The following is a 12043-nucleotide window of genomic DNA, read 5'->3' on the forward strand; positions in this document are numbered from 1 at the left end:
ACAAATGACAAACTCCCTTGCCGTTCCGGCAACAAACCGTCAGATCCAGTCGGTGTGCCGGGGCCACGCGAGCAGGGTGTCGACCACCTCGGGTGACTCGTACGGCGACACCGCGGCCGTCCCCGTGTAGCGCCCCCGGTAGAACAGCAGCGGCGCGCCGTCGCGGCAGTCCCCGAGGGCCGTCACCCGGCCCACCACGATGGCGTGGTCGCCACCCGGGTGTACCGCCTCCACCCGGCACTCCGCCCAGGTCAGCGCGCCCGTCAGGATCGGTACGCCGGCCGGGGACGGCGCCCAGCCGACGCCGGCGAACTTGTCGGTGCCCCGGGTGCCGAAGACGCGGGACAGGTCGCGATGCTCCACGGCCAGGACGTTGATCCCGAACAGGCCGGAGCCGCGGACCCGCCGCCAGGTGTCCGAGCCGGCCTGCGGGCAGAACAGCACCAGCGGCGGATCCAGGGACAGCGGGACGAACGCCTGACAGGAGAACCCGGCCGGCCCCTCGTCGTCGCACGTCGTGATCACCACGACGCCCGTGCAGAAGTGGCCGAACGCCCGGCGGAAGAGCCGGGCCTCCACGGCGGCCAGGGAGCCGGGCGTGGCCGTCACCGCGCTCCCGCCGCGAAGCGGTGGCCCCACACGCTGTGCGCGGTGGTCTGCCGCGCCACCCAGGTCCGGTCGTCCACGGTGCCGCCGCCGGTGCCGTACTCGATGTCGAAACCGCTCGGCGTCCGGACGTAGAACGAGATCATCCGGTCGTTGGCGTGCCGGCCGAGGGTCGAGATCAGCGGCGCCCCGCGCTTGGCGCAGCGGTCCATCGCCAGCCCCACGTCGTCGATGGTCTCGGTCTCGACCATGAGGTGTACGAGGCCGCTGGGTGCCGGCATCGGGGCGAGCGCGACGCTGTGGTGGCGCGGGCCGCAGCCGAGGAACCGCATCCACAGCGGCCGGTCGCTGGGCGGCAGGCCCACGGTCTCGGGGATGAGCCGCATCGAGTCGCGCAGCCGGAAGCCGAGCACCTCGGTGTAGAAGTGCAGGGCCGCCGCGTCGTCACCGGCCGGCAGCACCACGTGGCCCATGCCCTGCTCGGCGGTGACGAACCGGGTGCCGTACCGGCTCAGCGCGGGGCGGCTGCCCAGCGCGGCACCGCAAAAGAACTCGAGGCGGTTGCCGAACGGGTCGTCAGCGCTGACCAGCTGCCCGACGCGGCGGTCGGCGAGCTCCTCGGCGCCGGCCGGTTTGACCGCGGCGCCCGCCTCCTCGAGGACCGCGGTGAGCCGGGCCAGGGCCGCCGGGTCGGCGACCTCCCAGCCGGTGGCGGTCAGCCGGTCCCGGTCGCCGGGCACGACCACGATGCGCGCGGCGAGCTCGTCCATGCGCAGGTAGACGCTGTCCGGGTCCGGGCCGCGTCCGTCCACCATGCCGAGGACCCCGACGCCGAACTCTCGCCAGGCGGCCACGTCGGTGGCCTCGACGCGCAGGTATCCGAGGGATCGAACGAGACTCACGGTCTGTCACCTTCCAGGAAGTCGAACGCCAGGCGGTTGAACTCGTCGAACTTCTCCAGGTGCGCCCAGTGCCCGCAGCCGCCGAAGACGTGCAGCCGGGCCCGGCGGATGAGCTTGAGCGCCACCAGCGCGCCGTCCAGCGGGTTGACCCTGTCCTCGCGGCCCCAGACCAGCAGCACCTCGTGACGCAGCCGGTGCGCGTCGCGCCAGAGCAGGCCCTCTTCGTAGCGCTCCGGATCGGTGAAGGAGGCACCCATCGCGCGCATCGCGCTCATCGCCGCCGGATCGGCGGCCGCACCGAATCGCTCCTCGACCAGCTCGTCGGTGATCAGCTTCGGGTCGAAGACGAGGGTACGCAGGAACGCGGTCAGCTTCTCCCGGCTCGGAGCCGCACCGAACGCGGAGAGCCGCTTCACGCCCTCGGTCGGGTCGGCGGAGAACACGTTGAGGCTCAGCCCCCCCGGGCCCATCAGCAGCAGCCGCCCGGCCCGGCGCGGGTGGCGCAGCGCGAACCGGACCGCCGTACCGCCGCCCAGCGAGTTGCCGACCAGGTCGACCCGGTCGAGGCCGAGTTCGTCGAGGACCGCGAGCAATGCGTCGGCGGAGGCGGTGAAGTACTGCCCCGTGATCGGCGCGGCCACCGATCCGCCGTAGCCCGGCTGGTCCACGGCGAGCGTGTCGAAGCGCTCCGCGAAGGCGGGCAGGCTGCGCCCGAAGTTGCTCCAGGCCGAGGCGCCGGGCCCGCCGCCGTGCAGGAGAACCACCGGGCGGCCGGCGCCGGCGCGGTGGAAGTGCAGTCCGGCGGCGTGTGCGCTGCTGCCGGCGAAGTCGATGGAGACGCTACTTGTGGTCATGGCCGCCTCAGATCATCGCGTCGTTGAGAGGCAGGCCGAACTCGCCGCGGCCGAACAGCGACAGCGCCCGCTCCGGATCGTTGATCGCGTGCACCCGGCCGGCGTGCGCGTCGCGCCAGAACCGCTGGATGGGGGTGCCGGTGGCCAGCGCCCGGCCGCCGGAATTCTCGAACAGCCGGTCCACCGCGCCGATCGCGAGCTCGGTGCCGCGGACCTGGTCGCGGCGGGTCCGCAGACGCAGGCGCATCGGCAGCTTCTCACCGGCCGTCGCCAGCTCCATCAGCTCGCTCAGGTCGGCCTCCAGGGCCAGCCAGGCCGCGTCCAGGTCGGCCGCCGCGGTCGCGACGCGCACCTGCGAGTACGGGTCCTCGGCCGCGCGCACCCCCACGTACGAGGCCCGCACCCGTTCCCGCAGGTAGCTGACGTGCGCCTCGTACGCCCCGGTGGCCATGCCGATGATCGGGGCGGTGATGGCGTACGAGAAGATCGACGCGTACGGGATCCGGTAGAGCGGCGCGGTGTTGACCTCCTGCCCCGGACAGAGGCAGCGGGCAGTGTCGTTGAAGCTGAGCGTCCGGTGCTCCGGAACGAACGCATCGGACACCACGACGTCGTTGCTGCCGGTGCCGCGAAGCCCGACGGTGTGCCAGACGTCCTCGATGGTGTAATCCGTCGCGGGCAGCAGGAAGGTACGGAAGTCGGCCGGCGCGCCGCCGTCACCGGACGGGATGATGCCGCCGAGCAGCGCCCAGCCGGCGTGGTCACAGCCGGAGGAGAAGCTCCACCGGCCGTTCACCCGGTAACCGCCGTCGACCGCGCGAATCGTGCCGGTCGGCGCGTAGGACGAGGACATCCGCGTGCCCGGGTCCTCACCCCAGACGTCCTGCTGCGCCTGCTCCGGGAAGAGGGCGAGCTGCCAGTTGTGCACCCCGATCACCGAGGCCACCCAGCCGGTCGAGCCGCAGGCGCCGGCGAGTTCCCGGACGCCCCGCAGGAAGGTCAGCGGGTGTGCCTCGTATCCGCCGTACCGTTCCGGCTGGAGCAGCCGGAAGAACCCGGTCTCGGCGAGGGCCTTGACGGTCTCGGCGGGCAGCGCCCGGCGGTCCTCCGTCTCCTGGGCGCGCTCGCGCAGGGCCGGCACCAGGTCGCGCACCGCGGTCAGCACCGCCGCGCCGGCGCTTGCCTCCATGGGATCCCTCCAGCGGGTTGGCCGACGAACTCGACGATCCCTATACTAGAACACGTTCTAGCTTTCGGGCCACCGGGAAGTAGGGAGCGGCTCATGCGCAACGGCGACGGGGCACGAACGATCGACGCCGGCGCGCTGCCGGCGCGGTTCGCCCGCGGATGGCACTGCCTCGGGCTGGCCGACTCCTTCCGGGACGGACAGCCGCACGCCATCGAGGCGTTCGGCACGAAGCTGGTGGTGTTCGCCGACTCCGGCGGCGCCCTGCAGGTGCTCGACGGGTACTGCCGGCACATGGGCGGCGACCTCACCATGGGCACGATCAAGGGGGACACGGTCGCCTGCCCGTTCCACGACTGGCGCTGGCGCGGCGACGGCCGGTGCGACTCGGTGCCGTACGCCCACCGCGTGCCGATGCGGGCCCGTACCCGCTCGTGGACCACCCTCGAGGAGAACCGCCAGCTGTTCGTCTGGAACGACCCGCAGGGCGCCCCTCCCCCGCCGGAGATCACCATCCCGCGCGTCGAGGGTGCGTTCTCCGACGAGTGGAGCTCCTGGACCTGGGACTCGATCCGCATCGACGGCGCCAACTGCCGCGAGGTCATCGACAACGTCGTCGACATGGCGCACTTCTTCTACATCCACTTCGCCTTCCCGACGTTCTTCAAGAACGTGCTGGAGGGCCACGTGGCCGCGCAGTACCTCACCACCCGGCCGCGCCCGGACGTGCCGATCGGTGCCAGCCAGTCGGGCGGCGGGGGCCTGCGCTCCGAGGCCGCGTACTACGGCCCGTCGTACATGATCGACAATCTCTACCTCGACTACCACGGCGTCGACGTCGAGTCCGTGCTGATCAACTGCCACTATCCGGTCACGGCCGATTCGTTCGTGCTCCAGTGGGGCCTGATCGTCAAGCGGCTGCCCGGCCTCACCACCGAGCAGGCGCAGAAGGCGGCGGCCAAGTTCGCCCGCGGCATCGGGGTCGGCTTCCGGCAGGACGTGGAGATCTGGCAGCACAAGAGCCGCATCGACAATCCGCTGCTGTGCGTCGAGGACGGCCCGGTCTACCAGCTCCGCCGGTGGTACGAGCAGTTCTACGTGGACGTCGAGGACGTCTCGGAGGACATGGTGGCCCGGTACGAGTTCGAGGTCGACACGACCCGCGCGATCCAGACCTGGGAGGCCGAGGTGGCCGAGAACCTGCGGCGCCAGGCCGAAGCGGCGGCGCCGTGATCTCCGAGACGGTCGCCGAGCGGCGGGCGTACCTGGAGGACGGTCTCGCCGACCTCGGCTGTGACCGCTGCGGCGCCCTGGTCCGGGTCGGCAAGCGCAGCGCCCAGCAGACCAGCGTCCAGTGGACCGTCCGGGCCGCCGGTGCGTGCGCCGCGCTGGCCGCGGCGCACGCCGCCGGGCGCCCGGCGGCGCTGGTGCCGACCTGCCCCGACCTGCGCGACAGCATCGATCGCGCGGTCCGTGCGGGCCGGTTGGAGGTGACCTGATGTTCCACCGGCTGCGGGTCGCCGAGGTCATCGCCGAGACGGCGGACGCGCACTCGCTGGTGCTGGCGGTGCCGCCCGCGCTGGCCTCGGCGTTCGGCTACCTCCCGGGGCAGTACCTCACCGTGCGGGTGCCGGGTGGCGGCGGCACCGTCGCCCGCTGCTACTCACTCTCCAGCTCCCCGCACACGGACCCGGACCTGAAGATCACGGTGAAGCGGGTACGCGACGGTCAGGCGTCGAACTGGATCTGCGACAACGTCCGGGCCGGCGCCGAGCTCGACCTCGCACCGCCCGCCGGGACGTTCACACCGGCCTCGCTCGACGACGACCTGCTGCTGCTCGCGGGGGGCAGCGGCATCACGCCGGTGATGGCGATCATCAAGTCCGTGCTCGCCCACGGGCGCGGGCGGCTCGCCCTGGTCTACGCCAACCGCGACGCGGACTCGGTCATCTTCGCCGGGGAGCTGGCGGCGCTGCGCGAACGGCACCCCGAGCGGCTCATGGTGACGCACTGGCTGGACCACGAGCGCGGCGCTCCCCGCGGGGAGGATCTGGCGCCGCTGCTCAGCCCGTACACGAAAAGGGAGGCCTTCGTGTGCGGACCGGAACCGTTCGTCGTGGTGGCCCGGCAGGCCCTGGGCCGGGCGGGCGTCGCGGAGGACCGGATCCGGGTGGAGCGCTTCGACTCCGCCCTGCCCGCCACGGAGGACGCGACCGCCGAGGTGACCCTGGACGGGCAGACCCACCGGCTGCCGTGGCCGGCCGGCACCCGCCTGCTCGACGTGATCATCGCGGCGGGGCTCAACCCGCCGTTCTCGTGCCGGCAGGGCAACTGCGGCGCGTGCGCCTGCCGGCTGCTCACAGGCGAGGTCGAGCTGGTGCACAACGAGGTGCTGGAGGAGGAGGACTTCGCCGACGGCTACATCCTCGCGTGCCAGGCGGTGGCCCGCAGCGGCACGGTCGTGGTCAGCTATTCCTGAGCTGCAGCGCGATGTCGATGAGCTGGTCCTCCTGGCCGCCGACCAGGCGCCGCTCCCCGGCCCGGACCAGGATCTCCGCACCCGAGACCCCGTAGCGCTGCGACAGGGTGAAGGCGTGGGTGAGGAAGCTCGAGTACACCCCGGCGTAGCCCATGGTCAGGGCGAGCCGGTCCAGCAGGCACTCCTGGGGCATGGCCGGGCGCACCACGTCCTCGGCCGCGTCCACGATGGCGAAGAAGTCGACCCCCGTACGGATGCCGAGCTTGTCGCAGACGCCCACGAACGCCTCCACCGGCGTGTTGCCGGCCCCCGCGCCGAAACGCCGGGTGCTGCCGTCGATCTGGGTGGCCCCGGCCCGGACGGCCAGCACCGAGTTGGCCACGCCGAGGCCCAGGTTCTCGTGCCCGTGGAAGCCGACCTGCGCGTCGTCGCCCAGCTCCGCCACCAGCGCCGCGACCCGGTCGGCCACCTGGTCGAGGACGAGCGCTCCCGCCGAGTCCACCACGTACACGCACTGGCAGCCCGCGTCGGCCATGATGCGGGCCTGCTTCGCCAGCACCTCCGGCGGCTGGGAGTGGGCCATCATCAGGAAGCCGACGGTCTCCAGCCCGCGCTCGCGGGCCAGCCCGAAGTGCTGCACGGCGATGTCCGCCTCGGTGCAGTGGGTGGCGATCCGGCAGACGCCCGCCCCGTTGCCGGCCGCCACCCGGATGTCGTCGACCACCCCGACGCCGGGCAGCATCAGGAACGCGATCCTGGCGCGGGTGGCGGTCCGCACCGCCACCTCGATCAGCTCCTGCTCCGGCGTCCGGCTGAGGCCGTAGGTGAACGACGAGCCGCCCAGCCCGTCGCCGTGCGCCACCTCGATCACCGGTACGCCGGCCGCGTCGAGCGCGGCGACCACGGAGGCGACCTCCGCCACGGTGAACTGATGGTGTTTGGCGTGCGAGCCGTCGCGCAGCGCCGAGTCGGTGATGCGTACGTCCAGCTCGGCTGAGAAGGGCATGAGATCTCCTAGGCGGGTACGGCGGCCCGGGCGAGCTCCTCGCCCACCCGGGTCGCGGCGGCGGTCATGATGTCCAGGTTGCCGGCGTAACGGGGCAGGTGGTCGCCGGCGCCCGTGATCTCGACGAAGATCCCGACCCGGGTACGGGCACCGGTCGCCGGGGACGGCGGGTCGAACTGCGGCTCGCTGAGCAGCCGGTAGCCCGGCACGTAGCGGGCCACGTCGGCCGCCATCGCCACGATGGAGGCGGTGACCGCTGCGGTGTCGGCCTCGGGGTCGATCGCGCAGAACACCGTGTCCCGCATGATCAGCGGCGGCTCGGCCGGATTGAGCACGACGATGGCCTTACCGCGCGCCGCCCCGCCGACGACCTCCAGCGCCCGGCTGGTGGTACGGGTGAACTCGTCGATGTTGGCCCGGGTGCCCGGCCCGGCCGACCGGGAGGCGACCGTCGCCACGATCTCGGCGTAACTCACGGGAGTGACCCGGGAGACCGCGTACACCATCGGGATCGTGGCCTGCCCGCCGCAGGTGATCAGGTTCAGGTTGGGCGCGTCCAGGTGGGCGTGCAGGTTGACCTCCGGCACCACCGGTGGCCCGACGGCCGCCGGGGTGAGGTCGATCGCCCGGATGCCGGCGCGGGCGTAGCGCGGTGCGTTGGCCCGGTGCACGGTCGCCGAGGTCGCCTCGAAGACCAGGTCGGGCAGCGGATCCTGGGCCAGCAGCCAGTCCGTGCCGGCCGTGCTCGTGGCCAGGCCCAGCTCGGCGGCGCGGCGCAGGCCCGGGCTGTCCGGGTCGATGCCGGCCATCCAGCGCGGCTCGACGAGCGCCGAGCGGCGCAGCTTGTACAGCAGGTCGGTGCCGATGTTGCCGGATCCGACGATGGCGGCCGTGAGCTCAGCCATGCGATTCCTCCTCGAAGGTCACACGGACCTCGCCGAGGCCCGTGAACACCGCCCGGAACCGGTCGCCGGGGTGGACGTCGACGGCGCGGGCGCAGGCTCCCGGCAGCACGAGGTGGCCCGCGCGCAGCCGGACCCCGAAGCCGGCGACCGTACGCGCCAGCCACGCCACCGCCGTCACCGGATTGCCCAGCACGGCGTCCGAGCGTCCCCGCGCCACCGCCTCGTCCCCGCGGTACAGGACGGCGTCGATGGTGCGCGGGTCCACCGCATCCGGCGCCACCCGGCCCGCGCCGACCACGAACCCGGCCGAGGACGCGTTGTCGGCGATCGTGTCGGCGAGGCTGATCTTCCAGTCCGCGATACGGCTGTCGATCAGCTCGATGGACGGTGCGAACGCCTCGGTGGCGGCCAGCACGTCCGCCTCGGTGCAGCCCTCGCCGGGCAGGTCGGCGCCGAGCAGGAACGCGACCTCGATCTCGACGCGCGGGTAGCAGTAGCGCGACGCCCGCGCCGGCTCCGTCTCGGACAGCCGCATGCCGGCCAGCAGGTGACCGTAGTCAGGCTCGTCGACGCCCATCATCACCTGCATGGCCTCCGACGACAGGCCGACCTTGTGCCCCACCACGGCCTCGTCGCGGCGGCGCACGTTGTGCAGCTGGATCGCGTACGCCTCCGCCGCGGTCAGGTCCGGATGCTCCAACACCAGCGGCGGTATCGGTGCGCGGTCCCGTTCGGCCGCGTGCAGCCGGTCGGCCAGCGCCCGGAGCTCAGTCTCGGTGAGCATGCACCCCTCCACGGTCCTCGGCCGTCGCGCTCCGGCCGGCCCGGCGGCCGGAGAAGACGCAGTCGGCCAGCGACAGCCCGCTGACGTAGCTGTGCGAACAGACGCCGACCGCGGTGCGGCCGGCCGCGAACAGCCCCGGTACGCCGCTGCCGTCGAGCCGCAGCACCCGCCCGGTTACCTCGTCGACCCGCAGGCCGCCGAGGGTGAGCATGGGCGCCGGCACGGCGAGCCGCCGGCGGATCGAGACGTCGATCAACGAGTACGGCGGCCGGACCAGCGGCCGGATCAGCTCAGCGGGCTTGCCGGCGGGATCGGGCCGATCGGCCGTGTACGCCTCCACCGTGGCGGCCAGTCCTGCCGGATCGACCCCGGCCTTTTGTGCCACCCGCTCGAGCGACGGCGCCGAGACCCGGTCGACCCCGAACAGCCACCGGGCCTGCAGCCACTGGAACCACGACGCCTGCCCGCGCAGCTGGCGCCGGGCGTCGGCGAGCACCGCGGCGTCGACCAGCAGCCATGCCCGCCGGCCCGGGCAGCGCAGCACGGCATCGCCGATCGCGGCACCGTAGCGGGACTCGTCGCAGACCCGCCGCCCGTCGCGATCCACCAGCAGGCCGCCGACCAGCGCCGACGGCGGCGTGAGGAAGCGCCAGATGCTCACCCGGTCCAGGTGGCCGGTCGCGGCGCCGACGCCGACGCCGAGCCGGATGCCCGAGCCGTCGTCGCCGGGCGTGCCGAGCCGCAGGCCGCCCCGATACGCCGGGGCGTGCTCGCGGAGCATCTCGCGATCGAACACGAACCCGCCGGCGGCGAGGACGACTCCGTGCCGGGCGCCGATTCGCAGCGGGCGGGCGTATCGGCGTTCCAGCCAGGACACCGGCCGGTGCAGCGTGCGGCCCAGCGCGGGCACATAGATGCCGGGCTTGACCGACCACCGATGCAGGACGCGGTGGCTTCGCCGGGCCCAGGCGGGTGCGTCCCGCAAGCTTCGGCAGTCGACGCCGATCACGTGGCCGTCCTCGGCGGTGATCAGCCGGTGGGCGCGGGTCTGGACGCGGACCCCGGCGCCGGCCGCCCGGGCCGCCGCGGCGAGGCGGGCGAACAGCACCCGGCCGGAGGCGCCGGGCGCGTGCGTGCGGTGCCCGCGCGGGGCCGGCTGAGCGAAGGAGAGCTCGCTGCCGGAGTAGTAGAGGAAGTGCCGATTCGTCGGGTAGGACGTCTTGTCCGGGCAGAGCCGGGCGTCGAACGGCACGCCGTGCTCCTCCAACCAGGCCAGCATCGCGGCGCTCTGCGCACAGAACCGGCGCAGGGTCGCCGCGGAGACGGCGTCGCCCACCTCCTCGCGCAGGTAGCCGGCCATCGCCTCGGGGCTGTCCGCGACGCCGGCCTGCGCCTGCTGCCGCGTGCCGCCGCCGGCGTAGACCACGCCGCCGGAGATCGCGGTCGCGCCGCCACCGGTGAAGCGGTCCAGGATCAGGACGCGGGCGCCCGCCTCGGCCGCCTCGACGGCGGCGCAGGCCCCGGCCGCGCCGAATCCCACGACCACCACATCGGCCGTCTCGTGCCACGCCTCGGATGGCATACCCACGCAGAAAACTATAACCTGTTCTAGTGGCGGAATTCGACGTTGTCGTGGTCGGTTGCGGCGCGGCGGGAATGGCGGCGGCGCTCACCGCGGCGCATCGCGGGTTGAGCGTGGTCGTGGTGGAGAAGGCCGACCTGTTCGGCGGCTCGGCCGCCCGCTCCGGCGGTGCGCTCTGGCTGCCCGGCAACGCGGTGCTGCGGCAGGCCGGGGTCGTGGACGATGCCGAGGCCGCCCGCAAGTACCTGGCCCACGTCGCCGGACCGGAGGTGGCCGAGTCGCGCCGGGAAGCGTTCCTCGCGTACGGGCCGGCCATGCTCGAGCTCGTCCGGGAGCGCACCCCCCTCGAGTTCGCCTGGGTGCCCGGCTACGCCGACTACTACCCCGAGGCACCCGGCGGGCTGCCCGGCGGCCGGACCATCGAGCCGCGCCCGCTGGACACCCGTCTGCTCGGGTCCGACCTGGACACGCTCGCCCCGCCGTACCGGGCCGCGCCGGCCGGCATCACGGTGACCGCGGCCGACTACCGGTGGCTGTCGCTCGGCACCCGCCACCCGCGGTCGATCCTGACGGCGGCGCGGCTCGCCGCCGGTGGCCTGAGCTCCCGGCTCCGGCACAAACGCCGGCTCACCATGGGGCAGGCGCTTGCCGCCGGGCTGCGGGCCGGTCTGCGCTCGGCCGGAGTTCCGGTGCGGCTCGGCACACCCATGACGGAGCTCATCGTCGAGGGCGGCCGGGTCGCCGGAATCCAGGCCGGACCCTTGTCGTTCCGCGCCCGCCGGGGCGTGGTGGTCGCCAGCGGCGGATTCGAGCAGAACGAGCCGATGCGCCGCCGGCACCAGCCGGTCGGTGCCGCGTGGACGACCGGCGCGCCGGGAAACACCGGCGACGGCATCGAGGCGGGCCGGCGCCTGGGCGCCGCGCTCGACCTGATGGACGAGGCGTGGTGGGGGCCGTCGCTGCCGCTCACCGGCGGGCCGTACTTCTGCCTCGCCGAGCGCAACCTGCCGTGCAGTCTGATGGTGGACGCCGCGGGCCGCCGGTTCGTCAACGAGGCGGCACCCTATGTGGACGCCGTGCACGCCATGCTCGCCGCACCCGGGCACGTGCCGGCCTGGCTGGTCACCGATCGGACGTACCGGGACCGTTACCTGTTCGCCGGGCACGGCCCACGGACGTCGCTGCCCCGGCGCTGGTTCACCGCCGGAGTGGCGCATCGGGCCGGCACGCTGGACGAGCTCGCCGCGCGGATCGGCGTCGCGCCCGGCGCGCTGCGCGAAACGGTGCAGCGGTTCAACGGGTTCGCCGCCCGCGGCCACGACGACGACTTCGGCCGCGGCGACTCCGCCTACGACCGCTACTACGGAGACCCGCGGAACCGGCCGAACCCGTGCCTCGGCCCGGTGCGCAAGCCACCCTTCTACGCCTTCCGGGTCGTGCCCGGCGACCTGGGCACCAAGGGCGGACTGCGCACCGACGAACGGGCTCGTGTCCTCCGCGAGGACGGGACGCCCGTTCCCGGCCTGTACGCGGCGGGCAACGCCACCGCCTCGGTGATGGGCCGCAGCTACGCCGGGGCCGGCGCCACCCTGGGACCCGCGATGACCTTCGGATATCTGGCCGCCCTCGACCTCGCGGCCTAGGTGTGCTGTCCAGGGACGTTGGTCAACCTGGTGATGGGTGGTAGGCCGCCGATTGCTGAGTGGGGCCGGTGGTGATTGTAGTGATGTAGGAAGGCC

At 73.4% G+C, this 12043-nt stretch carries 13 protein-coding genes; 4 read left to right on the forward strand and 9 right to left on the reverse strand.

Annotation, left to right across the window (positions count from 1 at the left end; genetic code table 11):
* Positions 1-39: 39 nt before the first annotated feature.
* The 4 genes from hsaB to hsaA are packed head-to-tail and all read right to left on the reverse strand — an operon-like array spanning position 40 to position 3551.
* Positions 40-609, reverse strand: coding sequence for a 3-hydroxy-9,10-secoandrosta-1,3,5(10)-triene-9,17-dione monooxygenase reductase subunit (gene hsaB / locus AB0368_RS29800; protein ID WP_366157319.1), 570 nt, complete (start codon positions 607-609; stop codon positions 40-42).
* A complete protein-coding gene (gene hsaC / locus AB0368_RS29805) occupies positions 606-1508 on the reverse strand; it encodes an iron-dependent extradiol dioxygenase HsaC (RefSeq protein ID WP_366157320.1) in 903 nt (300 codons plus the stop codon). The genes hsaB and hsaC overlap by 4 nt, the downstream gene beginning before the upstream one ends.
* Positions 1505-2362, reverse strand: coding sequence for a 4,5:9,10-diseco-3-hydroxy-5,9,17-trioxoandrosta-1(10),2-diene-4-oate hydrolase (gene hsaD / locus AB0368_RS29810; protein ID WP_366157321.1), 858 nt, complete (start codon positions 2360-2362; stop codon positions 1505-1507). Before hsaD ends, hsaC begins: the two co-directional genes overlap by 4 nt.
* A 7-nt stretch (positions 2363-2369) precedes the next feature.
* Positions 2370-3551, reverse strand: a complete 1182-nt coding sequence (hsaA, locus tag AB0368_RS29815; RefSeq protein ID WP_366157322.1) for a 3-hydroxy-9,10-secoandrosta-1,3,5(10)-triene-9,17-dione monooxygenase oxygenase subunit — start codon at positions 3549-3551, stop codon at positions 2370-2372.
* 93 nt (positions 3552-3644) lie between these two features.
* Between hsaA and AB0368_RS29820 the strand changes: the two genes are divergently transcribed.
* The 3 genes from AB0368_RS29820 to AB0368_RS29830 are packed head-to-tail and all read left to right on the forward strand — an operon-like array spanning position 3645 to position 6027.
* A complete protein-coding gene (locus AB0368_RS29820) occupies positions 3645-4781 on the forward strand; it encodes a Rieske 2Fe-2S domain-containing protein (RefSeq protein WP_366157323.1) in 1137 nt (378 codons plus the stop codon).
* The gene (locus tag AB0368_RS29825) at positions 4778-5047 is read left to right on the forward strand and encodes a hypothetical protein (RefSeq protein WP_366157324.1); all 270 of its coding nucleotides are present in this window, start codon (positions 4778-4780) and stop codon (positions 5045-5047) included. Before AB0368_RS29820 ends, AB0368_RS29825 begins: the two co-directional genes overlap by 4 nt.
* The gene (locus tag AB0368_RS29830) at positions 5047-6027 is read left to right on the forward strand and encodes a ferredoxin--NADP reductase (protein ID WP_366157325.1); all 981 of its coding nucleotides are present in this window, start codon (positions 5047-5049) and stop codon (positions 6025-6027) included. The genes AB0368_RS29825 and AB0368_RS29830 overlap by 1 nt, the downstream gene beginning before the upstream one ends.
* On the opposite strand, the gene dmpG is transcribed toward AB0368_RS29830, so the two are convergent.
* Genes dmpG through AB0368_RS29850 form a run of 4 tightly spaced genes read right to left on the reverse strand, consistent with a single transcriptional unit; the run spans position 6014 to position 10304 of the window.
* The gene (dmpG, locus tag AB0368_RS29835) at positions 6014-7033 is read right to left on the reverse strand and encodes a 4-hydroxy-2-oxovalerate aldolase (RefSeq protein WP_366157326.1); all 1020 of its coding nucleotides are present in this window, start codon (positions 7031-7033) and stop codon (positions 6014-6016) included. The genes AB0368_RS29830 and dmpG overlap by 14 nt on opposite strands.
* A gap of 8 nt (positions 7034-7041) precedes the next feature.
* On the reverse strand, positions 7042-7938 hold the full coding sequence (locus AB0368_RS29840) for an acetaldehyde dehydrogenase (acetylating) (protein WP_366157327.1): 897 nt from the start codon (positions 7936-7938) through the stop codon (positions 7042-7044).
* On the reverse strand, positions 7931-8722 hold the full coding sequence (locus tag AB0368_RS29845; RefSeq protein ID WP_366157328.1) for a 2-keto-4-pentenoate hydratase: 792 nt from the start codon (positions 8720-8722) through the stop codon (positions 7931-7933). The genes AB0368_RS29840 and AB0368_RS29845 overlap by 8 nt, the downstream gene beginning before the upstream one ends.
* Positions 8706-10304 carry an FAD-binding protein gene (locus tag AB0368_RS29850; protein ID WP_366157339.1) on the reverse strand — a complete coding sequence of 533 codons (1599 nt, stop codon included), beginning with the start codon at positions 10302-10304 and terminating at the stop codon, positions 8706-8708. The genes AB0368_RS29845 and AB0368_RS29850 overlap by 17 nt, the downstream gene beginning before the upstream one ends.
* A gap of 29 nt (positions 10305-10333) precedes the next feature.
* On the opposite strand from AB0368_RS29850, the gene kstD reads away from it, so the two are divergent.
* Positions 10334-11947 (forward strand): 3-oxosteroid 1-dehydrogenase, encoded by a 1614-nt coding sequence (gene kstD / locus AB0368_RS29855; protein ID WP_366157329.1) that lies wholly within the window; start codon positions 10334-10336, stop codon positions 11945-11947.
* On the opposite strand, the gene AB0368_RS29860 is transcribed toward kstD, so the two are convergent.
* Positions 11944-12043 (reverse strand): integrase core domain-containing protein (locus AB0368_RS29860; protein ID WP_139338182.1); only part of this gene is annotated, 100 nt, incomplete at its 5' end. The genes kstD and AB0368_RS29860 overlap by 4 nt on opposite strands.

It is taken from the genome of Actinoplanes sp. NPDC051475 (assembly GCF_040689425.1).
Classification (GTDB): Bacteria; Actinomycetota; Actinomycetes; order Mycobacteriales; family Micromonosporaceae; genus Actinoplanes.

Excerpts from the sequence above, each read along its gene's own strand:
- hsaD (WP_366157321.1), bottom strand. The coding sequence starts at position 2,362 with ATGACCACAAGTAGCGTCTCCATCGACTTCGCCGGCAGCAGCGCACAC.
- hsaA (WP_366157322.1), bottom strand. The coding sequence starts at position 3,551 with ATGGAGGCAAGCGCCGGCGCGGCGGTGCTGACCGCGGTGCGCGACCTG.
- AB0368_RS29820 (WP_366157323.1), top strand. The coding sequence starts at position 3,645 with ATGCGCAACGGCGACGGGGCACGAACGATCGACGCCGGCGCGCTGCCG.
- AB0368_RS29830 (WP_366157325.1), top strand. The coding sequence starts at position 5,047 with ATGTTCCACCGGCTGCGGGTCGCCGAGGTCATCGCCGAGACGGCGGAC.
- dmpG (WP_366157326.1), bottom strand. The coding sequence starts at position 7,033 with ATGCCCTTCTCAGCCGAGCTGGACGTACGCATCACCGACTCGGCGCTG.
- AB0368_RS29840 (WP_366157327.1), bottom strand. The coding sequence starts at position 7,938 with ATGGCTGAGCTCACGGCCGCCATCGTCGGATCCGGCAACATCGGCACC.
- AB0368_RS29845 (WP_366157328.1), bottom strand. The coding sequence starts at position 8,722 with ATGCTCACCGAGACTGAGCTCCGGGCGCTGGCCGACCGGCTGCACGCG.
- AB0368_RS29850 (WP_366157339.1), bottom strand. The coding sequence starts at position 10,304 with ATGCCATCCGAGGCGTGGCACGAGACGGCCGATGTGGTGGTCGTGGGA.